The sequence below is a fragment of the Ruegeria arenilitoris genome (assembly GCF_013030265.1).
In the GTDB taxonomy this organism is placed as follows: Bacteria; Pseudomonadota; Alphaproteobacteria; order Rhodobacterales; family Rhodobacteraceae; genus Ruegeria; species Ruegeria arenilitoris_E.
On the sequence record NZ_WPZQ01000011.1, the window covers coordinates 1 to 20,642 of the forward strand.

At 53.7% G+C, this 20,642-nt stretch carries 15 protein-coding genes; 5 read left to right on the forward strand and 10 right to left on the reverse strand.

Features of this window, described 5'->3' with window-relative positions:
- Positions 1-131 precede the first annotated feature (131 nt).
- The 4 genes from GOX61_RS18000 to GOX61_RS18015 are packed head-to-tail and all read right to left on the reverse strand — an operon-like array spanning position 132 to position 2,662.
- Positions 132-914: an alpha/beta fold hydrolase gene (locus GOX61_RS18000; RefSeq protein WP_170335954.1), complete on the reverse strand. Its 783-nt coding sequence runs from the start codon at positions 912-914 to the stop codon at positions 132-134.
- Positions 915-924: 10 nt separating this feature from the next.
- Positions 925-1,119, reverse strand: a complete 195-nt coding sequence (locus GOX61_RS18005; protein ID WP_170335956.1) for a 2-hydroxymuconate tautomerase — start codon at positions 1,117-1,119, stop codon at positions 925-927.
- Complete coding sequence (locus GOX61_RS18010; protein ID WP_170335958.1) at positions 1,110-1,622, reverse strand: flavin reductase family protein; 513 nt, start codon at positions 1,620-1,622, stop codon at positions 1,110-1,112. The genes GOX61_RS18005 and GOX61_RS18010 overlap by 10 nt, the downstream gene beginning before the upstream one ends.
- Positions 1,619-2,662, reverse strand: coding sequence for an LLM class flavin-dependent oxidoreductase (locus GOX61_RS18015; protein WP_170335960.1), 1,044 nt, complete (start codon positions 2,660-2,662; stop codon positions 1,619-1,621). The genes GOX61_RS18010 and GOX61_RS18015 overlap by 4 nt, the downstream gene beginning before the upstream one ends.
- Before the next feature lie 103 nt (positions 2,663-2,765).
- Between GOX61_RS18015 and GOX61_RS18020 the strand changes: the two genes are divergently transcribed.
- The 3 genes from GOX61_RS18020 (at position 2,766) to GOX61_RS18030 (ending at position 6,220) form a co-directional block, all read left to right on the forward strand.
- Complete coding sequence (locus GOX61_RS18020) at positions 2,766-3,605, forward strand: LysR family transcriptional regulator (protein ID WP_170335961.1); 840 nt, start codon at positions 2,766-2,768, stop codon at positions 3,603-3,605.
- 163 nt (positions 3,606-3,768) lie between these two features.
- A complete protein-coding gene (locus GOX61_RS18025; RefSeq protein WP_170335962.1) occupies positions 3,769-5,652 on the forward strand; it encodes an amidohydrolase family protein in 1,884 nt (627 codons plus the stop codon).
- A gap of 361 nt (positions 5,653-6,013) precedes the next feature.
- Positions 6,014-6,220 (forward strand): dodecin, encoded by a 207-nt coding sequence (locus GOX61_RS18030; RefSeq protein ID WP_155147607.1) that lies wholly within the window; start codon positions 6,014-6,016, stop codon positions 6,218-6,220.
- Between the two features lie 73 nt (positions 6,221-6,293).
- Here the strand turns inward: GOX61_RS18030 and GOX61_RS18035 are convergent, their stop codons facing one another.
- Positions 6,294-7,385 carry an NAD(P)/FAD-dependent oxidoreductase gene (locus tag GOX61_RS18035; protein WP_170335964.1) on the reverse strand — a complete coding sequence of 364 codons (1,092 nt, stop codon included), beginning with the start codon at positions 7,383-7,385 and terminating at the stop codon, positions 6,294-6,296.
- Positions 7,386-7,471: 86 nt separating this feature from the next.
- On the opposite strand from GOX61_RS18035, the gene GOX61_RS18040 reads away from it, so the two are divergent.
- A complete protein-coding gene (locus GOX61_RS18040; protein WP_155147611.1) occupies positions 7,472-7,819 on the forward strand; it encodes a winged helix-turn-helix transcriptional regulator in 348 nt (115 codons plus the stop codon).
- 419 nt (positions 7,820-8,238) lie between these two features.
- Here the strand turns inward: GOX61_RS18040 and GOX61_RS18045 are convergent, their stop codons facing one another.
- Both GOX61_RS18045 and GOX61_RS18050 read right to left on the reverse strand, forming a co-directional pair.
- A complete protein-coding gene (locus GOX61_RS18045) occupies positions 8,239-13,959 on the reverse strand; it encodes an autotransporter outer membrane beta-barrel domain-containing protein (RefSeq protein WP_170335966.1) in 5,721 nt (1,906 codons plus the stop codon).
- A 566-nt stretch (positions 13,960-14,525) separates the two neighbouring features.
- Positions 14,526-15,389 (reverse strand): MBL fold metallo-hydrolase, encoded by an 864-nt coding sequence (locus GOX61_RS18050; RefSeq protein WP_217353921.1) that lies wholly within the window; start codon positions 15,387-15,389, stop codon positions 14,526-14,528.
- A 131-nt stretch (positions 15,390-15,520) separates the two neighbouring features.
- Between GOX61_RS18050 and GOX61_RS18055 the strand changes: the two genes are divergently transcribed.
- Positions 15,521-16,423: a LysR family transcriptional regulator gene (locus tag GOX61_RS18055; RefSeq protein WP_170335970.1), complete on the forward strand. Its 903-nt coding sequence runs from the start codon at positions 15,521-15,523 to the stop codon at positions 16,421-16,423.
- Positions 16,424-16,617: 194 nt separating this feature from the next.
- Here the strand turns inward: GOX61_RS18055 and GOX61_RS18060 are convergent, their stop codons facing one another.
- The 3 genes from GOX61_RS18060 to GOX61_RS18070 form a co-directional block, all read right to left on the reverse strand.
- Positions 16,618-17,607 (reverse strand): HupE/UreJ family protein, encoded by a 990-nt coding sequence (locus tag GOX61_RS18060; RefSeq protein WP_170335972.1) that lies wholly within the window; start codon positions 17,605-17,607, stop codon positions 16,618-16,620.
- On the reverse strand, positions 17,604-18,434 hold the full coding sequence (locus GOX61_RS18065; RefSeq protein WP_170335973.1) for a peptidyl-prolyl cis-trans isomerase: 831 nt from the start codon (positions 18,432-18,434) through the stop codon (positions 17,604-17,606). Before GOX61_RS18065 ends, GOX61_RS18060 begins: the two co-directional genes overlap by 4 nt.
- A 160-nt stretch (positions 18,435-18,594) precedes the next feature.
- A complete protein-coding gene (locus tag GOX61_RS18070; protein ID WP_170335976.1) occupies positions 18,595-20,517 on the reverse strand; it encodes a DUF3604 domain-containing protein in 1,923 nt (640 codons plus the stop codon).
- Positions 20,518-20,642: the final 125 nt, after the last annotated feature.

Sequence of the window (20,642 nt, forward strand, 5' to 3'; positions counted from 1 at the left end):
TGCTTCGACCATAGATCCGGAAAGCTCTACAATACCTGCGGAGTAGTTTTCGATAACCCACCTGTGACCCCAATATGAAGTTGGGGTCACAGATAAGAAGAAGTGTCGAGCAAAATACGTCCGCGAAGCGATTACTCCACCGAGTTGGCGGCAACAAACCGACAGAGATGTTCAGCAACACGGTCGCCCGCCTCCAACAGGATCGAGTGCTTTAGCTTTGGCAGGATCAACAGTTCCGAGTTCGGCAGCGCTTGATCTATCAGGCGATTCAGGCGCGGATTGCAGCCCCCGTCATATTCACCGGTGAGCACCAGGGACGGGGCCGTGACGCGCTGCAGCCAAGATGCCATTTCTGTGTCCGCATAGATTCGGAATACATTCAGGAAAACATCCGGATCCGTTCTGATCACCTGCTTCAGCCGGTTTTCAACCACTTCCGGATGTGTCGCGATGAATTCATCGGTGAACCAGCGGGCGGTCAGGGTTTCCAAAACCTGCGGGATGCCTTTTTCTTCCATCGCATGCACGACCCCCCAGACCTTCGCGCTGTCTTCCTTGGTGCGAAAAGCGGCAGTAGACAGAAGTCCCAGCGAGTTGACGCGATTCGGGTGCTTCAATGCATAGGCTGGCCCGATCATGCCACCTAGGGAATGACCGGCGAAATGTGCGCATTCAAACCCTGTCTTCTCTCGCACCCGCTCCAGATCGGCGACCAACTCGTCCAGACCAAATGGATCTTCCGGCAGCGGCGAGGTCCCGTGTCCGCGAAGGTCATAGGTCACGACGGTGAAATGGTCGGTTAAAATCGGCAGAGCCTTGGCCCAGGTATTGCGCGCCGCCCCGATTCCGTGAATCAAAAAGAGCGGTGGGCCGTCGCCCTGAACGGAGAATTCGCAGTCGATCACCTCTGCCATCTATCAGCCCTCAATCCGGAAACTTGTCAGAGCAGAGCTGTCCGCCGGAACCCCAATCGCCTTTATCCACATCTGTTATCACCACGTGCACACTTTGCGGCGTCCCTCCTGCTGCGTTGACAAAGGCATCCGTCAGCTCTCGGACAAGTGCCCGCTTCTGCTCTGGGGTGCGTCCTGAAAACATTTCGACACGAATTATTGGCATTGCGGTTCTCCTGTTGGGTCGTTCTGAGGGCGAACAACGTGGTATGCGCCCGCCATGTAGGCCAGGGGTCTCATACCCGCTTCACTCACTGTACTGACGCTGCCCACGACAACCGAATGAGTTCCATGGGTCATTGTCTGTTCAACTGTACAGTTGAAAGATGTGGCTCCGGCAAGGACCGCACCCGAAGGCGCCTCTGACATTTCTATGCCCTGAAACGGGTCCCTTTGGGCGTGATCGAACATCCCGGAAAATTTTTGAGCGAGGTGTGAGGCATCCTCGGGCAAGACATTAACACTGAAAGCACCGTTTGCGGCGACTGTCCGGGCAATCCGACTGTCGCTTCTCAGGCAGACCAGTACCGACGGGGGATCAGCGGAAAGCGAGGTAAATGCACTCACGGTCGCGCCCGCCCGCCCGGCAGACCCATCGGTTGTGACAATGGTGACTGAACTGGCAACCTGACGCATAGCCGAAATAAACATGTCACGGCTTACGGTCATTCCGCCGCCTCGGTGACAGTACGACTGGTGAAATGAGGCATGACCTCTTCGGCGAAACACTGCAGCCCATCCAGCGTCTCTTGAGCGTTGCACCCGAAATTGGGGTTCAGGATTACCCTGTCGATGCCGAGCTCGGAATAAGGACCGAGTTTGTCGATCATTTCCTGCGGCGTGCCGATGAGCAGGCTTTCGGCTAGTTCATCGACAGTTTGCATGCGCGGAAGCTCGCGGATCATTCCCTTATCCACGACACCCGGCCCGGTAAACACGTTGTCGAAACGGCTGTAGTACCTGTTCGCAGCCGCGATCTTGTTTTGTCGGTCAGTTTCGTTTTGGGTTACAAAGCCTACCCGTGAAAGCGACAGGGTCAGATCGCGCCCAGCTTCTCCCATCTCGCCTTTGGCGCGACTGAAGCCATCGACTTGTTCCAACAACAGCTGCTGGTTTCCCGCAAGCGGTGTCGTCTGAATGTGGAAGCCGCGTTTGGTGCAGTGATAAATACCTTCGGGGTTCAGTACCGCCATCATCATTTGCGGCCCACCGGGACGTAGAGGACGTGGCATGATGGTGATCGGGTCGAACTGATAGAAGTCACCATCCCAACTTACTTCTTCTTCGGACAGAAGTGCCTGTAAAACGGCCAACGATTCATTGAACCGGGCTTGGGTTTCCTCCATCGGCACTCCCAGCCGCTCCATCTCGTATTTGAAGGCCCCGCGACCCACACCCAACATCAGACGCCCTTCAGTAAAGATGTCGGCAACAACCAATTCGCCTGCATAGGTGCGCATGTCGTGTAGTGGCAGCACGACGATTGAGGTCATGATCTTGACGCGGCTTGTATGCGCCGCGATTTTGACCGCAAACTGAAGCGGGGCTGGCATCATCAAGCAGTTGATCAGGTGGTGTTCGGTCACCGACACGGCATCAAAACCCAACCGGTCCGCGAGGATCGCCTGATCCAGCATGTCGGCATAGACCCGATCGCCGCCATAGGATTTATCAGGGTAATCTGCAGAAAGTTGGATGCTGAATTCCATGATAAGCCTCCTTTGTCTGTCCACGCTACGGTGCCAGAAAAAGGAAATTCTATAAAACGGAATTATTCTATCAATTACATCGATAAATCTGCATTATCTATTTATGAACATAGCCGCAATTCAGACGTTTCTCAGCGTCGTTCGTACTCGAAATCTAAATCGGGCGGCTGAGGAGCTAAACATCACGCAGTCTGCGGTGACCGCCCGGCTCGACGCATTGGACCAAGCCTTGGGGACCCGATTGCTCATTCGGTCCCGTAAGGGTGCGATGTTGACCAAAGCGGGCTTTGGGTTTCTGGAACAGGCAGAAGTGATTACCCGCACCTGGGAAAATGCGCGCTCGCGTGCCAACCTGCCCCGGGGCGTGATACGTCTTTTCAGTTTCGTTTGTGATCCGGGACTGTGGACTGGCTTAGGTCAAAATTGGATCAGGCGAATTCGGGACGACCATCCAGAAACAGCCATTGAGATCTGGTCCGGGCTGACTGGAAATGCTCAATCCTGGTTGCAGAGCGGGATGAGCGATGCAGCACTGCTGACCGAGCCTCTTGTCGGGACGGATTTTGACAGTCGTGAATTCACCACCGACAGTTTGATCCAGGTCGCCACGAGACAGCGTGAGGCAGTGCGGTGGGATCCTGACTACATTTATGTGGACTACGGCGCCACATTTAGGGCGCAACACGCCGAAGCCTGGCCAACCGACGAAACAGCATCCGTTGCCTTCAGTAGTCCGGATTGGGCGCTTGCGCATCTGCTTTCTGAAGGCGGCTCCGCCTATCTTCCCCGACGCATGGTCACCGATTTAATTGCAGAAGGTGCTTTGTTTAGGGTTGAAAATGCTGTCGTATTCGAACGACGGACATTTCTCTCTTGGCGCAAGGGTCATGAGGATAACTTCCCTTGGCTTGCATCTTCGGGTGCGAATCCGAAAGAATACTAAGCTACAAAGGGACAGTTGTGCCGATCTGAATCTGGTCCCCGTGTGAGCTTAGCGAACACAGTCGCTCATTCGCGAACATGTTGCCACAAGACATCGATATATGCCGTTTTGTTGATTGAATGCCGCTTTCCGCTATCCTGCAGATCAAAGGGAGGCTTCGTCTATGCGAACTGTGTTTCTGGCAGGTACCTTGTCTGTTGTTGCGACGCTATGCGTCGCGCAAACTTACGACGTTGTAATTCTCAATGGTCGTGTGATGGATCCGGAAACCGGATTTGATCAAATCGCTAATGTGGGAATAAGCAATGGTTGGATTACGTCGATTACCGAAGACGCTATTGAAGGCGCTGAGACCATCGATGCGACAGGGCATGTTGTAGCCGCAGGCTTCATCGACCTCGAGCAACACGGCCTGGACCCGTGGGGCATCAAGGTAAATCTTCGTGACGGCGTCACAACCCAAATGGATTTCGAGGTCGGGGCCGCGAACATCGACGAGTGGTATGACGCGCGCGAGGGCGTTACGCAGGCCAATTACGGTACTGTCGTTGGGCAAGAGTTCGCACGGATGCGGGTTCATGACGGTCTTGCACTTGAAGGAGGAGACATCGATTTCCGCAATTTCTTCGCTCTTAGGGCACAATCGGTGGAAGATGGCGTTGAAGGATGGTCTTCGGTTCCAAGCAATCGTGAGCAGATGAACGAAATCACGGCGCAGCTTGATGAAGGCCTGCGTCTTGGCGCGCTCGGCGTTGGATCGACCATTGGGTATGCCCGTGAAGGTATTACCACGTATGAGATGTTCCAAGCGCAACGTGCAGCGGCCCGTTACGGGCGGGTGACCTCTGTACATCACCGGTTTCACCCCAGTGCTTCTACGCCGACTGAGACACAAACGGGGGTTAATGAAATCCTTGTCAACGCGATGGTGCTTGGCGCCCCACTGCACATTCATCACGACAACGATTATGGCTGGTGGGAAAACCAGGAAAAACTACAGATGGCCCGCGACCAAGGTTACAACGTCTGGTCGAGTTACTATCCCTGGACCGCCGGGTCGGGCAACTACGGCGCCTCCATTATCGCCCCGGAAAACTGGGAAGGCTCGATGGGGTACAAATACGAAGAGACAATCTTTGATCCGCAACTCGACCGCTTCGTAACCAAAGACGAGTTCTTGAACTTTGCAGAGAATGAGCCCGGACGAACCGCTATAGTATTTAGTCCGCCAAGAGAGCAGTGGCTCAATGATTGGATAACAATTGCTGGGTACGGCATCTCTGGTGACGGGATGGCCGGGTTGGACATTGAGGGCAATCTGATGAGTTGGGATGCGCCCTATGAAGATTACGCAGGACACCCGAGGTCTGCCGGTAGCCATGCGCTTGTCTTAAGGCTGGCACGTGAAGCAAATGTGCCACTAATGCTTACGCTCACTCAGTTAAGCTACATCCATGCAAAGCGATTGGGTGATACCGGGTTGCGATCAATGCAGGTGCGCGGGCGGATGCAGGAAGGTATGGTCGCCGATATAACGATTTTTGATCCCCAGACAGTGACCGAAAAGGCAAACTATACACTGGGTCAACAAGGCCTTCCGTCGCAAGGTATTCCCTATGTGCTCGTCAATGGAACGATTGTTGTTAAGAACAGCGAAGTTCAACGAGATGTATATGCGGGACAGCAGATCCGGTTTCCAGTCGAGGAAAACGGGCGTTTCGTTCCGGCTGGTCGCGAACAGATCATGGGTATTCTCACGCCCGATACGGGCACAGCGCGCCCAACGCTGCTTGATGACATCACGAATAGTGAAGCCAATGTAGTACCTGTAGCGCCATCGCCAAAACAGTTTGCGTCGGTAGAGCCAACCGACGCTTATGATTGGTTTACACCTCGCAATGGCCTAGATGATGGTGCCCTGTTCTTTTGTGTCGTACACGCTCGATTCGAAGATCGTTCAACAGCAAGACGTGACTATGCGAAGGCTATGATGTCCAAAACGGGCGGAATTGGTCCCAAACAGCCGGGGCAGGGCATCGCAAACTAACTCGCTAAATTGCGCCCTGCCTTAATACAATAAAGCCCGCTTTGAGAAGCGGCCCAATATTATTGTAGCTATCAGACCGCGAGCAAGATTTGGTTTACCGTGAATTCCACCGGCCCAATGATATGTGGAAAAAAACCGCAAGCTGCGAGCAAAAATATTAAAACCAGCGTTGCCGTATCACTATTGATGAACTGCTAATCAGTCTTCTCTGAGGCGCTCAGGTGCCCGCATTCAGCGAGGCGTGGATCTGCAAGGGGCAATCCAGTTGATCTCTTTACAGAGATGAAGGACCGTAAGAGCAATTTCAGAGGAGCCATCAAGCTTACGTTCAATCATCCATTTCAGCCTAGGGAGAGCGAAAATGACCAACGCAACCTACAAGAAGATCGATGTCGTCGGCACGTCAACGGAATCTGTCGATGCCGCTATCAAGTCGGGAATTTCAAAGGCGGCTGAGACAGTAAAAAACCTTGATTGGTTCGAAGTTTCAGAAATTCGCGGTCACATAGAGAATGGTGAGGTTGCTCACTTTCAGGTCGCTATGAAAATCGGGTTCAGGCTCGACTAGGGCAACATGATACCCTCAGCTCAACAGGCGTTACTGAAGAAGAGCGCTGACAGTTCTTTCCAGAGAAGCAGGTCTATTTATCAGCATCGGTAAACCCGAACGCCCTGCGATATTTGGGGATGAAGAGCGCTTTCCCTTTCATCATGCGGGTGATCCAGTCGCCGAAGGTTGCAAAGAGCCAGCTATTTCCGATGACGGGGCCGAGTGGCACCAGAATGGGAGCTCTTTTCCATGGCACGTAAGGCTTCTGCTTTTCGACGGATGCACCATCTATCACTTTCTTAAGCGTCTTGATGAGCCATGGATTTTGTCGGGTCGTCGCGACAATTGTCATTCCGTCGCCAACGTTGGCAATGTCACCGGCTACGAAGACATTCGGGTAGTCCGACGGCCGCAACCACTTGTCGGTCTCAACACGGCCTGCAGTGCCTGAGGTCACACCCGGAAGACTTTGGACCAATGATGTTTGAGGTTTAGAGCCAATCACCGGAAACACAAGATCAGCGGTAATCACACTGCCATCAGCCAGAGTCACAGATCCTTCGTAAGGCCGATCCAAATGACGCAAGTCCTGCACCCTTTGGCCAAGAATGACAGTGACGCCGAGGCGTTCGAGTTTGCGTTTGAGCTGTGTACCAAATCCAGCTGGGTATTTTGGAAACAAGGTGTCATCGGAAGAAATCAAGGTGATGGTCTTTCCCGGCTGCGCCGCCGAGATCTCGCCCGCAAGTTCAGTTCCCACGGCGCCCGCGCCGACGATTGCTACAGAAGTCGCCCGTGCTAACCGTCCACTGACATCCATGCTGGCTTGACGGAAATCAGCGATGCTGTCTCCCGACGGTTTGAATGGGGCAGCATAAGACGATCCAGTTGCGATCACGAAAAAATCCGCCGGGAAAACGGCTCCAGAGTCCAGGCTAACCTGGGTTTGGGAAATTGAAACTGCACGACCCCGCACAACTTTTCCTGACTCCAGTAAGTTGTCGTAGGGGAGGATGATCTTGTCCAATAATGTGGGTTCAACTAGCGCACGGATCGCGGCAGGCGGCTGCACGAAGGCTTCACGTTGCTCAATCAGGGTGACATCCGCATAAGCGTCCAGTTTCTTGGCGACCTCAAACCCGACATAGCCTCCACCCACGATCACGATCTTCTTTTTGGTCATCGGGTTCCCCATTGCGGCACGTTGCATTGATGGTTAGCTAGCTTTGTACGATCGATCCAACAAGTACGGTCATTTGGGATACTGTAATGAAATCGGACGAACTTGAAGAACACTGCCAGATTGAATCACTGATCTCAGCCATTTCAGGACGTTGGAAACTGCTGGTTATCTATTGGTTGGCGCAAGGCAGCTGCCGTTTCAATCAACTCCAACGCAACTTGGGGTCCATTACTCATCGCACATTGACGCGGCAACTCAGCGAGTTGCAGGAGACGGGGTTTGTCTCTCGCAAAGATTTTCGGACCATACCGCCACACGTCGAATACAGCCTCACACCTTTGGGGCAAAGCCTGATCCCACTGTTGTATGAAATGCACGAGTGGGCAGCGCAGAACGCGGATAAACTACCGAAGACAAAGACCCGTCCGGGCTAGCTTGGTCAACCAACTTTGGCTGAACGGATTAGCAAAATGATCGCAGCCTGTTTCTCTTGTGGAGTTAATTGCTTGGACCGTCGCGAACTACTGGCATCCGTGCATGTGAAAATCACGCGCAGCGGGATGAAAGAAGCCGTATTTGCTCTGACTCCTTCAATCAAGGGCCATCACCGGAGGTGGATTGCAGTTCGCACGAGAGCCTGAACAACATGATTGAAGGGTCCGAAGGCCAAGCCGTAAGCACAAATGAACCATAGGCCGGTTCAAAACCGCGCCTAGCGTTCCAGCCGGTCCTTGAAAGTGCACTCGATCGCTATCTGACGTTTGACCAGATTTGGATGAGTTGCTTGCAGCCGCAACTCTCGAGCGATTTGTATCTACAACCTACATAAACGCTTGCCTATTGTCGTTGTTGATCAGAACGACCACCGCAGACCGGCTTTGAAGAACGGTCCCTGGGCTTCGCTTCCAAACTCTTGTTCGGCATTTGCTTCAAACGTCATGTTGCGGGCAAAGTCGTGCTCGTATCCGAGCAGCACGCTGGCTCCGGTGAAATCTGTCGATGCGAACGAAAGATCCTGTGTTGTGGAAAATACTGTAACGCTCGCATCGGTATTGCCCAGATCACGTCGTAGGACACCCGACAGTTGGCCGATCAGGACACCGCCGCTGTTCAGCGCATGTTCGGCTTCGACACCCAAGCGGGCTTCGATGACTTCGGTGGTTGCGGCTCCGACCGTTGCGTTGGCAGATGAACCGGTCTCGGTATAACTGTCATCATCTTGACGGGTATAACGAACACTGCCGAAACCCAGCAATGCAAACGCGTCGCTGACGTCAAAAGATCGCTCAACACCCAGATAGGCCGTTGCGAGAGTGCTGTTGTAGTCGGCGCTTGCGTTGGCGCTGCCGGCAATTTGGCGTGAGCGCTTGGTCGACAACCAGCCATAGCCTAGCCCGGCCTCAATTGTGAAAGATCCAATCTGACGCCCCAAAGACGCGTCCAGATACACGCCATTTGTGTCAAAATCTGTCGTATCGGTATCACCGTTCGAGCGGAGGACACCCAGCCCAAGCGCCAGCGCCAAACCATTATCCAGTTGTCCGGAGTACCCAACACTGCCATTGAAAACTGTGACGTCGGTATCAACTCCGGGCACGTTTTCAAAACGGCGACTCGCAGCATCTACAATCACATAGGGGTGGAAGGGGCCGAAGCTGACACCCGAAACACGGCCGGTTGCCGAATTGCGCGTAACCTGAGCCTGCCCTCCGTAGTTTAGTGTGCTCATGGAGCCATTGACCACTCCGCCGTAGAAGGCCGTCACGTCGGCCGAGTTCAACAGTTCGGCGGAATCAACGCTGGCATAAATTGGTGCCGCGCCACCTTCATCTTGGACAAACCACGCTGACCGGCCATCAGAGGCTGTTGTGGCAAATGTGCCTGAACCCGTTGCAGCGTCCTGGAACTGAAACACCGCGCTGCCACCGATGGCATTCAGATTTACATTATGTTCCTGTACCCGGATCAGCCCCCCGACTTTGTCTTGGGTGACAAGGTTTAGCGTCCCTGCGCCGGTTCCCAGATATATCGCATAGGCGTCCCCTGAGGCCGACGTCGCGGAGATATCGCCAACGGAGGTGATTACACCATCAAAGTTCCCGAAGTGCAGGCCGTAGGCGTTGACTTTGTCACCACCTGCCGCATAGGCCCGAATGACGCCGCTGTTGGAGAAATTGCCCTGCATGTCCTCGATGTAGAATCCAGCGGCGGTGCCGTCGGCATTGTTCGTTGCATTGACCAATCTGGCAGTGGCCGTAACTGTTCCTGTGTTTGCGACGTCGCCTGCCATCGTATCGTATAACAGAACGGCCTGAGCGCGCGCGCGTTCGACCCCCTGGGCAAAAGCTGTGATATTACCCTGATTTTGAACCGTATCACTGGTACTACCGCGCACGTAAATTCCGCGTGCACTGGATTCTTCGGTGGCCGAAAAGCTCTGCGCGGTGATCGTTCCCGAGTTCGTTAGCTTGCCCTCTAGCCCATCGCGAACGAAGACCCCGGCCACATTTGCGCTGTGACCTTCTGCGCGAACTGAAACAGTGCCGCTGTTTGTGACATCACCACTGACCTTGCTTCCTACATAGATCCCATAGGCTTGCGCTTCGGTTTCCTGCGATGTGGCCTGTGCGATGACTGATCCAGAATTCGAGAAGCCGCCATTGAGTTGCTCATCGATGTTGAAGCCATAGGCCTCAGCTTCGTCTTGCGCAGTTGCCGACACAAATACCGAGCCCTCATTGGCGATGCTGCCGTTCAAATGGTCATCGTCGCCCGCGCTACCCACATGCAAACCATAGGCTTTGGCAACACTGTCTGACGATTTGGCCCGGATGGAAATGGCACCTTGATTCCGGAAATCACCTTTCAATCCGTCCTGTGCATACAGTGCTGCAGCCCGCGCTTCCTTCTGTGCTGCAGCCCGAACCGTCATTGATCCGGTGTTGTTCAGGGTGCTGACTGCTTCTTCATGGTCAAAGTAGAGCGCATAGGCGTAGGCATATTCATCATCAGAACTGGCTTGCACCGCGAAAGACCCGGAGTTTTCGATGTTCGCGTCAACCTGATCATTTCTGGTTAGCAGCCCGTAAGCCTCGGCTTGTTTCGTTCCCGCGTCAGCAATCGCCCGGATCGTCCCGGAATTGTTCAACGCGCCGGTCCACTCCCGGTTGATATAGACGCCCGCAACGGTTGCTTCGGTCGCACCAATACCCTGAACCGAAATCGCGCCCGAGTTGACGATGTTACCTTCCAGCCCCGACACCACGGAAATGCCATAGCCAAGTGCGTCATTGGCCGTGCTTTGCGTGACGACCGAGATATTGCCCGAGTTCATGATGTTTGCGCCAACCTCACCGGACAACCTCAGCCCAATCGCCTCGGCTTCATCTTCGGCGATGGCCTGTAGCGCTATTGTACCGCTGTTGCTGACATCCTTGGTGACACCGCCACTGATATAGAGACCATAGGCGTCCAGGTCATCTTCATCGATCCGGCCGACAACTTGAATCGTGCCCGTATTCGAGAAGGCGCCATCCAGCCCTTCATCAATTCGAATACCGTAGACATCTGCGGACGTTCCACTATCGACCTCGCTGCGAATAAGCCCACTGTTCAGAACATCCCCGGTCACGCCATCTTGAGCGTAGAGACCATAGGCATATGCTTGTTTGTTCTCTCCGATCGCCTTGACCGACAGGACACCCGAGTTATTGAAACCACCCTGGATGTGACCCGTGACATCCAGTCCCATCGCCATGACATCTTCGTGAGACGCACCCGTGGCAGTCGCCGTAACGGCTACGCTGCCAGAATTGAAGAACGTACCCGTCAGCTTACCATCGACGCGAAAGCCCGAAGCAGTGGCCGTATCCTCACCGGATGCCGATACAAATACCGAGCCCCCATTGGTAATGTTCCCGGTTACGTCACCATAAGAGATCATGCCGTAAGCAAATGCATCTGACGAAGATGCGACGGCCTCTGCACGGATTGATCCGTTGTTCGTTATGCTACCGGTCAAGCCGCCACCGACGCGTAAACCCGCGACATTCGCGGCATCGGAACCCGCACGTGCGACAGCTCTGATGCTGCCTGAGTTGGCCACGTTGCCGGTCATGCCACTGGTAACGTCCACACCGCTGGCGCGAGCGCTGGATCCACTGGCATCGGCCATGACCGAGATACCGCCCAGATTGTTGAAGTCACCGGTCAGTCCGCCGGCGATGTCGATACCATTGGCCGAAACTTCATCGGACCCTTTAGCATTTACAACAATCGTACCGCTATTTGTGACTGTCCCCGTCAGTCCGCTGCTGACATCAACACCGTCCGCGCGGACTGATGTTGATCCTGATGCGTTGACTACGACCGTGCCAGAATTCGACAGGTTTCCAGTCATACCTCCGGATACATGCAGGGCCTCCGCCTGAACCTGGCTAGAGCCACCTTTCGCAGTAACCACAACGACACCGGTGTTTGAGAAGTTTCCATCAAATCCACTGGTGACGTAGAAAGCGTTGGCATCTGCCTCAGACGAGCTGATGGCCTCGATTGACACAGACCCACTGTTCGCTATGTCACCGGTCAAGCCGCTGCTGACGTAAAGTCCATCCGCATCCGCTTCGCCCGAGTCGCTATCAGCCTTGACGGTAAAGCTTCCCGAGTTGAGGAAATTTCCGCTCAGACCGCTGCTGACGTAAAACGTGCTTGCGTAAACCGACGTACCCCCCGCAGCATTGACCGTGACAGTACTGGCGTTGGTGATGTCGCCTGTCATTCCGCCGCTGACATAGAAAGCATCGGCATCCGTTCTATCGATGCCGCCTTGAGCATCAACTGCTATGGTACCGGAATTCAGGAAACTGCCCGTCAGACCCCCACCGATACGTATGCTGGCGGCGTTTGCTGTGTCGGACCCTGCGTGCGCGATGGCAGTGATACTGCCCGAATTAGAGATATTGCCTGTCATGCCACTTGTGATGTCGATACCACTGGCGCGTCCGCTGGTACCCTCAGCGTCGGCCTCGGCCCTAACTGTTCCGCTATTCAGGATATGACCTGTCAATCCGCCGGCGATGTCGATCCCGTTGACCCGAACTTCGTCGTTGCCATCTGCCTTCACGGCAATCGTGCCGCTATTGTTGATAGTACCGGTCAGGCCACTGCTGACATCGAACCCATCCGCACGCACCGAGGAAGACCCTGAGGCGGAAACGGTGACCGTGCCCGAGTTCAACAGGTTTCCATCCATCCCGCCAGCCACATGCAATCCCGATGCGGATGCACGATCGGTGGCACCGCTTGCTCTGACCGATACCGTGCCAGAATTCGAGTAGCTTCCGGTAAACCCGCTGGAGACATAGAACGCGTCAGCATCAGCCCGCGACGCGCCGGTCGCTTCAATGGTGACGGTGCCATTGTTTGTTATGTCACCGGTCATTCCACTACTGACATAGAATCCGTCAGCATCTGCTTCACTCGCGTCGCTATCGGCTTTGACCATGATGCTACCGGAATTCAGGAAGCTCCCGGTCAGGCCGCTACTGACATAAAAGGCGTCAGCATCGACCGACGAATTGCCCGATGCGTTGACCGTAACGCTGCTGGAATTGGTGATACTCCCGGTCATTCCTCCGCTAACATAAAAGGCATCGGCGTTGGTTTCTTCACTGCTGCCTTGAGCGGAAACCGAAATGTTGCCGGAGTTCAGAAAGTCGCCCGTCATGCCGTCAGCGACCCTGACAGCAACTGCCTCTGCCGTTTCGGCTCCGGTGTTAGTGGCGACAGTAATTGTGTTGAAACTGATAATGCTGCCGTTCAACGCACCATCGATATTGATGCCGGCCACTGAAACCGAAGCACCGCTTGTTGTACTGGCGCTGAGAGTTCCGGTGTTCCTGATGGTTGTGCTGACGTCGTCCCCAAACATCAAAGTCGTAGCCGAGGCATTCGACGATCCTGCCGCAGCGACCGCTGAAACGGCTCCTGCATTCATGACGGATCCTGTAGATTGAATACCACTTTCAAACCTGCCACCAGTGGCGACAGCATTGCCCGCGACCGTGGATGCGCTGGCCGACAATGTTCCTGTGTTTGAGAATGCCCCGCCGAACTCGTCATTGGCTAGGAAGCCATAGGCCGTAACGTTGGCTGCACCTCCGGTTATGGAAGCGCTTATTGCGCCTGTGTTGATGATCTGCCCCGAGGGCCGCAACTGGTTGTTCGCCTGAAGACCTACCGCCAGCGAGCTTGCGGTCGCAGAGATAGAACCGCCGTTAGTGAGGACGCTGGAATAATCCGTGTCCAGTTCGACAGCGCGCGCTGTGGGTGCAGAAACGGTTACCGAAGTTGGTGATGTAATGCTGTTGTCTTCGTCACTCGCAAATACTACCGGCGCTGTTTGCGATGCGGTGATGACTTCTGCTTGGGCCTCGCCTGACGGTAATGTGCCTATCGATGCCGCTGCAAGAAAGACCGAAGGTGCGATACTGGCAATCTTGCCTTTCCATTTGACAACGCGCCCACCCCTAGCCACGTGCGCCTGCACGGACCGCCGCAATCCGGTTGTATTCACTGATGTTCCCCCAAAAAGGTCTTTTTTTATGATTTGTCTATGCTTGGCCTAGAAACAAATATCGGCGTAATTGTGGCAAACTTCGAAGGTGTGCATCATGCTTTTCCGAACAGGTTAGTATTTAGTGGTCGCCACGTATCAATATGATATTAATTGGTAAATTCAGTTAGCAACGTCATTGGTAGGCGAGCACTTTTGAGTGGAGCTTGTACGGTACTCATCACCATGACGCGCCGCTAAGCTCCAGGAAAAACAACTGGACTGATCGCGCCTGCTATGACTCGATTGCTGCAATATAAATACAGTTAAGGTGTGGGGGTGACCCCCCGGAGTATGAGGTCTACGATCACGTTCTTACGCTGCAATTTTGGGGCAGGTTTGAGCACCAAGATATCGAAATTAGGAAATGCGAAACGACTGTCCCCAAATCGGGGAATAGAGGCATGCTCATCCGGGTTTCAACGCCTGAACAGTTTAAATGCAGAGAGCCGGATCGTAAGAACCGGCTCTCTGATCGTTAGTATGGCAACTCTCGGCAGTCGCACAATCTGATGCTCAGTTATTCTTCAAGGCCAGGAGCGTTCGCCCTCGATAACTTGTGCGCTGAGTTCAAGATCGCCAACATTCTCGAAGGTTGGATAGGCTTCCTGCATTGCTGCGACCAAAGCGGCAGAGTTTTCAGCCTCTTCCGACGCTGCTTCAAACGTAGCGACGTATTCTTTGGTGAATTCAACGATGCTTTCATCCTCGGCACTATCGCCGATGACATGCCCGGGAATGATACGCTCGGGGTTGAGCGCGGTGATCTGCTCCAATGTTGCACGCCAGTTGTCGCGGCTTTCGGGTGTTTGGTTGTCTGCAAGCCAAACATGGACGTTTTCATAAAGAACCACACCGCCCAGAACGGTTTTCTCGGTCGGTGCCCAGAGGAAGGTGTGAACGGGGTCATGGCCGTCCAAACCGACAACCTGAATGGTTTCTCCATCCACGGTGAGGCTGTCGCCCTCCAGAACGTCCGGGATGATCAACTCGGTCGGCGCATTTTCCTTCAGGATCGGCCCCCAGAAATCATATTTGAGCTGGATCGTCTTCTCGATCCCTTTCACGGTTTCCGGCGTGGCGACAATTTTGACATCGGGATAGGCTGCGCGGATCGTATCCAGCCCGAAATAGAAATCGGGGTCTTTGTGGCTGATGAAAACGGTCATAAGCGGTTTGCCGGTCGCCTGGATCATGCTGACCAGTTGTTCGGCATCATCCTTTTCAAACTGCGCATCGACCAGCAGCACTTCGCTGGGTCCTTCGACCAGATTTGAAGACACCGGGAACAGGCTGCCTTCGTTGGGAGTGAAGTGGGTGATTTTCAGGTCGGCAGCCATTGCAGCCGTTGAAATCATCATTGCTGCTGTAGCGGTCAGGATTGCTTTCATAGTCATCTCCTTTGTCAGAGGGCAACCGTCAATGGCCGTCGCGGTTGCCTTACGTGTGACAAATAGGGAGTCGACGTCGTCAGCTAAATACGCATTATATGGACTTAGTGTCAGCTAAAAGATGACGTTTAATGGCAAAATCAAACCTGAACCGGCTCGAGTATTTTGTGGCAATAGCTGAGGCCGGGACTATCACGGCGGCGGCAGATCGTATGCGGGTCAGCAAGGCCGTTGTCAGCAAGCAATTGCAACTTCTTGAAGAAGAGCTTGGGGCGACATTGATTGTTCGAAATTCCCGCCATCTGAACCTGACGGAAATCGGTCAGTCTTTTTATGCGGCTGCGCAGGCTTCGGTTGCACAGGCGGAAGAAGCTTACGCGATGGTGAGGCGTGGTAATGCCGAACCTTCCGGAACACTGCGCATCACTGCACCACTTGATCTGGGTGCTGACTATGTTGCTCCAGTCGTTGCGGAGTTTCGTAGAATGCACCCCGCGGTAACCATCGAGTTAACATTGAGTGACGTGCGGATAGATCCGGTCGAAGCACGATTCGACATTGCCTATCGTGTTGGCTGGCTGTCTGATTCTGCGAATATCGCCCGCAAGTTGGGAGAGTTCAGACAGATCGTCGTTGCCTCTGCAGAGGTCATCAATGAGTTGGGCGATCCTGATACACCTAGTGACTTGTCGAATTTTCCGTTTATCGAACATCGGGCACTATCGTCTCCGCTCCGCTGGCGTTTTTCCGGTCAAACTGGCGAAACAATTGATGTTGAAATGAAGCGTGCCCTGTCGGCTGACGTGACGCCGGCAATCAAGGCGATGACACTTGACGGGGCAGGTATCTCAATCCTTCCAGATTTCTACGTTCGCAAAGAGCTTGCGGATAAATCTCTGATCCAGCTACTCCCGGACTGGACGCTCCCGTCCGGAGGAATTTATGCAGTTTATCCGCCGACACAGTATAGATCGAGCGCTACGCAGCGGTTTTCGAAATTGTTCGCCGAGAACATGTGCAAAGAACTGGCATAAGCAGCAATTTGGGAACCAATCACTGACTATTTGAGCTGCGAAAACCTGCATAGATGCCTTCTGCGTTTCTTCACATGGGGCGAACCACGATCGTCACGCTCAATTCGGTGCCGTTGTATCGCAGCATTATAGTTTGCAATCACATCGCCCTTTGGGGCAGCCTGTTGCCTCTACTGTGAGAAGTTCATGGCACTTCAAAAACCGCTGATACGCTCTATGAGCCAGTACATCGACACTGAACCGATGCCGTAGGCGGCAACTACTGTAGCCCCTTGGCTGATTGGAGCCGCAATCAGGCGCCAGGTTGTCACCAAGAGAGCCAAGACGCCGATAAAACAAAGCTGTCCGGCTTCAACGCCCAGGTTAAACGCAAGCAAGGCTGCAGGTATATCATCCGCGGGCAGTCCAATGTCAGCCAAAGCCCCTGCAAAACCCAGACCATGCAAAAGTCCAAACCCGAAACAAACGATCCAGGGTTTTTGTTTTGAAAGTCGGAACCGACCTTCGCTGCTCTTTACAATCTCCATCGCCAGAAAAACGATAGACAGTGCAATAACGGCTTCTACCGGCGGACCGGGAACGTTCAAAATACCAAATGTTGCAAGTGCCAAGGTTATGGAATGCGCAAGTGTGAAAGCCGTTACTGCCCCAACCAGTCTCCATGGATCGCGGACCAGAATGAACAACGCGAAAACAAACAGAAGGTGGTCCCAGCCTTCCAATATGTGTTCAAAACCCAACTGGAAGTAGGCGATGAAAACCGACCATGTTGTCTGTTCAGAAGGTATGTTCTGGACGATAGCATCTGATGTGAAGCGAAGTGTTGCGGGTGAGGATTCTAGGGGGAGTAGCCGTACCAATACATCGTTCTGTTGCGTCTCTAATCCTTCAATCTTGATGGGTTGCCCCGCAATGTCCGCGCGGCATTCGACAACCCAGGAAGAAACCCACGCTCTGCTATCGGAAATCGGATCAGGCCCACGTGCCGGTGTACAACCCTCTGGCAATACGGCATCAATCGCCATCGGCTGACCATTCACATCGGGTTTTCGCCAATGAACGCTCCATGTGTCAGAAGCGATTTGGCGAATTTCCAAGTATCCCGGATCAAGCGCATGCGCATCAGCATCACTTGTGGAGCACGCAAACAGCAGTGCTAGCAATAAGCAGACGATGAGTTTCATTTGAGCAGACCTGAAAGATCAGGCGCCACAATTTCGTAGTTCTCTGCAAGAGCATTAAACTGCGCTAGCGCCAAATCCTCACTCATCGTACGGCGCCAATCTCGCAGCACCGCGCTGTGAATTTCTGATAGGGGAGGTATTTGACTAGGCTCGATTGCCAATACCTGAACCAGATGGACCCCATAACCAGACTGGATCGGTCCCGACCACTGATCTGTTTCAACCTCCTCGAAATCTTTCGAAAATCCAGCGCCAAAGACCGAGTCAATTGCTCGGGTCGGGGTCAAGGGCATTGAGGCAGGTAGCAGTGTGGAGGCACCGACAGCTGTGACATCTTGATCTGTGCGCAGTGCTGTCAACGCCTGTTCAATTTCGGCATCGCTTGGATCTTCACCCAGAAAGACCTGAGTGAAAGCCACCTTGGTGGGCGTAGCGTAGCGTTCTGGGTTATGTTGAAGAAACGCCTCTAGTTCTTCGTCCTCCGGAACAACTGAGGTAGCGATAGCTTCGGTTAGAAAATCCATTTTCTGGCTGAGCCGAGACCTGATCACGGTATCTCCGCGATCCAAGCCAAGCTTTTTCGCTTCCCTGACCAGAATCTCCTCACGAATTGACGCATTCACCAAAGCTTGTAGTTCAGCGCTGTTTGGAGAGCGTTTCCGCATCGCTTCAAACTGGGAAGCTAACAGAGCGACATCGCTTTCGCTGATCGTGATAGTCTCGAGGTCTTCGACTGTCTCGCTATCTGTTGAAACTATGTGGAACCAAAAAAAGATTGCCGCTCCAATCAAGAAGAAATGGAACAGAGGTTCTTTTAGTAATCGCATGAAGGCTCCTGCGTGAAACGCGATCAGGTTTTATGTATCGATGCTGGCATCAGACAAATTGGTTTTGCAAGTTAATGAATGCTCCGGGCGCTTTAGATGTTTGGTTATAGCTCCGAGGTAGGGCTGCTACCTCGGGCTCTCATCTCCTGCACAGAGCGTGTCACTCTGTCGGCGTATACCAAATCGGGGACGAATACGCGCGCTCCTGATGTGTGAGCACCGCATCTTCTGGCAATTCGGTGCCGAACCTCAATTTGTCATACAGCACCCAGCGCGGCGTCGGGATTTCGATGGCACGCACATAATAAAACGCCCGCGCGTTCGGGTCGAAATCAGGATCAGACCAAACGGTTACCAACTCGGCGGTGCCGATTGTGTTGGTCCAGCTGGCGGTTTCCAAATCCACGGTGTTTCCAACCGCTGGGATTTTGCCGTTTTGATCAGCAACACGATTATCCGACCACGCCACGTCGTAGACTTTTTCCTGCAAGGTCCCTTCGGAGTCGAGCCACCCCTTTATCACTTGCACGCGATCCAGATTAGCGCCGATCGGGTCACGAAGCGCCGCGATAAGGAATGCAGGCGCACCATCGCCTTCGCGAGGACGCAGGTCAGAACCCATCGGAACACCTTTGGTGTAGCCAACATCTGCAAGGAAGCGGGTTTCAACGTCAGCGTCATTGAAATCCCATCCGCCAAAGAACCGCAGGCCAATTCGGGGTCCGGTGGTTGCATAGGTCTCTCTGCGTTTGAACGCATCGAAGATAGCGGCACGTGTATTCTCAGTCGCCCAAACGGCGGTGTATCCCGAGGCAACAAGGAGGTCGCCGGGGATTTCGCCAAGATCATTGGCGATGAAGGGATGTTCGATCCGCGAGGCTGAAGGTTCAACGCTGACGGACTTTCCAAAGAAGTTGTCTTCTTCGGCTGTGGCCAGAGAGGTATGGCTGTCCGTAGCGCCACCCATCCCAAACTTATAGGGGTTCACGCCGAACTTTTCTTCCAACATCAAACCGCGCTTCAACGCTTCGCGGGCGTATTCACCAGCCAGCATATCGTCGGTCTTCAATTCTGTGATATCGAGATTGCCTACGTCCCAGTTTTCGTAGTCCGCGAATTCATCGTCAGGGCTCAGGAATGGATGTGCTTCACCATCACCCTTGATCTGCGTGACCTCATAATGCGGCTCCCACTTTGCTCGGGCAGCTACATAGTCCTCGTCGACCTTGCCGCCGTGATAGGTGTCTTCGGTTGGAAACATCCATCCGTTCGACAGGTTGCCGTTATGGGCAAAGGCTACCGCGCGGCCTCCCGTTTTTTCTTCATATTCTTCAAGCCAGGCATACAACGATTTTGGGTCTGTATCGCCATAAGGTGGTTGTGTAACCGGGGGAACCATCTGCAGGGCCCGGATCGGCCCATCGCGGAGCATGACATTGCGATGCAGATTGAAACCCTTGGGAACCGATGTCCATTCGAACCCAATGAACGCGGTAAAGTTTCCAGGATCGTTGTGCTGCTCGGCCGCCAATACAATGCTTTCCCAAGTGAAGGCGAAAGCATCTGCACCGGGGCTGTAAGACTCGAGTAGGATCTCGGGCAGGGTCATTTGCGAGAAATTGGTAATGATATCAAAGGCCGTTTTTCCGGCTTCTTCACCACCCGCTTTGTAACCCTCATACCACTCCAATCCTTTTGGATCAGCAAGAACGCCCGGCTTTCCGGCTTGCAGATCCGGTGCAAACCCCATGAGATCAGTGTGATCTGTGAGAACCATCCAATCCAGTGGCCGGGCCAGCCTCACGGGTTGACCTGTGGAAGAAATAACCTGCTCACCCTTTGCAAAACGCCAGGCGTCGTCTGGCAGTAGTGTGTTCCCAAAGGCGCCGGCGTCCAGTGAAAGCCCCGTGTGAAGGTGCGTGTCTCCCCAAAGTGGGCGTTCAGGGAAGCTCCGGTTCGCATATGGCGAATAAGGTCGATCTGAGAACAAACCTTCAGCAGCCTGTTCGCTTGGGACAGCGTCGGCCAAGATATTCGTCGGCGTCAGTCCAAGTGATATAAAGCACACCAATGTACGAAGCATTATGACCTCCCAAATCAACTTAGCTCGGCGGTGTTGATGAATTACATCGCAACAAAGTGATATTCGTATTTCTCTATATCATAGTGAGTTGCCTAATTGAGAAAAATCTTGGAACTCTGATTTGT

What these genes read in the sequence shown, in the direction of transcription:
- GOX61_RS18060 (WP_170335972.1), bottom strand. Translation starts at nt 17,607, where the DNA reads ATGAAACTCATCGTCTGCTTATTGCTAGCACTGCTGTTTGCGTGCTCC.
- GOX61_RS18010 (WP_170335958.1), bottom strand. Translation starts at nt 1,622, where the DNA reads ATGACCGTAAGCCGTGACATGTTTATTTCGGCTATGCGTCAGGTTGCC.
- GOX61_RS18035 (WP_170335964.1), bottom strand. Translation starts at nt 7,385, where the DNA reads ATGACCAAAAAGAAGATCGTGATCGTGGGTGGAGGCTATGTCGGGTTT.
- GOX61_RS18065 (WP_170335973.1), bottom strand. Translation starts at nt 18,434, where the DNA reads ATGCGATTACTAAAAGAACCTCTGTTCCATTTCTTCTTGATTGGAGCG.
- GOX61_RS18005 (WP_170335956.1), bottom strand. Translation starts at nt 1,119, where the DNA reads ATGCCAATAATTCGTGTCGAAATGTTTTCAGGACGCACCCCAGAGCAG.
- GOX61_RS18015 (WP_170335960.1), bottom strand. Translation starts at nt 2,662, where the DNA reads ATGGAATTCAGCATCCAACTTTCTGCAGATTACCCTGATAAATCCTAT.
- GOX61_RS18055 (WP_170335970.1), top strand. Translation starts at nt 15,521, where the DNA reads ATGGCAAAATCAAACCTGAACCGGCTCGAGTATTTTGTGGCAATAGCT.
- GOX61_RS18050 (WP_217353921.1), bottom strand. Translation starts at nt 15,389, where the DNA reads ATGAAAGCAATCCTGACCGCTACAGCAGCAATGATGATTTCAACGGCT.
- GOX61_RS18070 (WP_170335976.1), bottom strand. Translation starts at nt 20,517, where the DNA reads ATGCTTCGTACATTGGTGTGCTTTATATCACTTGGACTGACGCCGACG.
- GOX61_RS18040 (WP_155147611.1), top strand. Translation starts at nt 7,472, where the DNA reads ATGAAATCGGACGAACTTGAAGAACACTGCCAGATTGAATCACTGATC.
- GOX61_RS18025 (WP_170335962.1), top strand. Translation starts at nt 3,769, where the DNA reads ATGCGAACTGTGTTTCTGGCAGGTACCTTGTCTGTTGTTGCGACGCTA.
- GOX61_RS18030 (WP_155147607.1), top strand. Translation starts at nt 6,014, where the DNA reads ATGACCAACGCAACCTACAAGAAGATCGATGTCGTCGGCACGTCAACG.
- GOX61_RS18000 (WP_170335954.1), bottom strand. Translation starts at nt 914, where the DNA reads ATGGCAGAGGTGATCGACTGCGAATTCTCCGTTCAGGGCGACGGCCCA.
- GOX61_RS18020 (WP_170335961.1), top strand. Translation starts at nt 2,766, where the DNA reads ATGAACATAGCCGCAATTCAGACGTTTCTCAGCGTCGTTCGTACTCGA.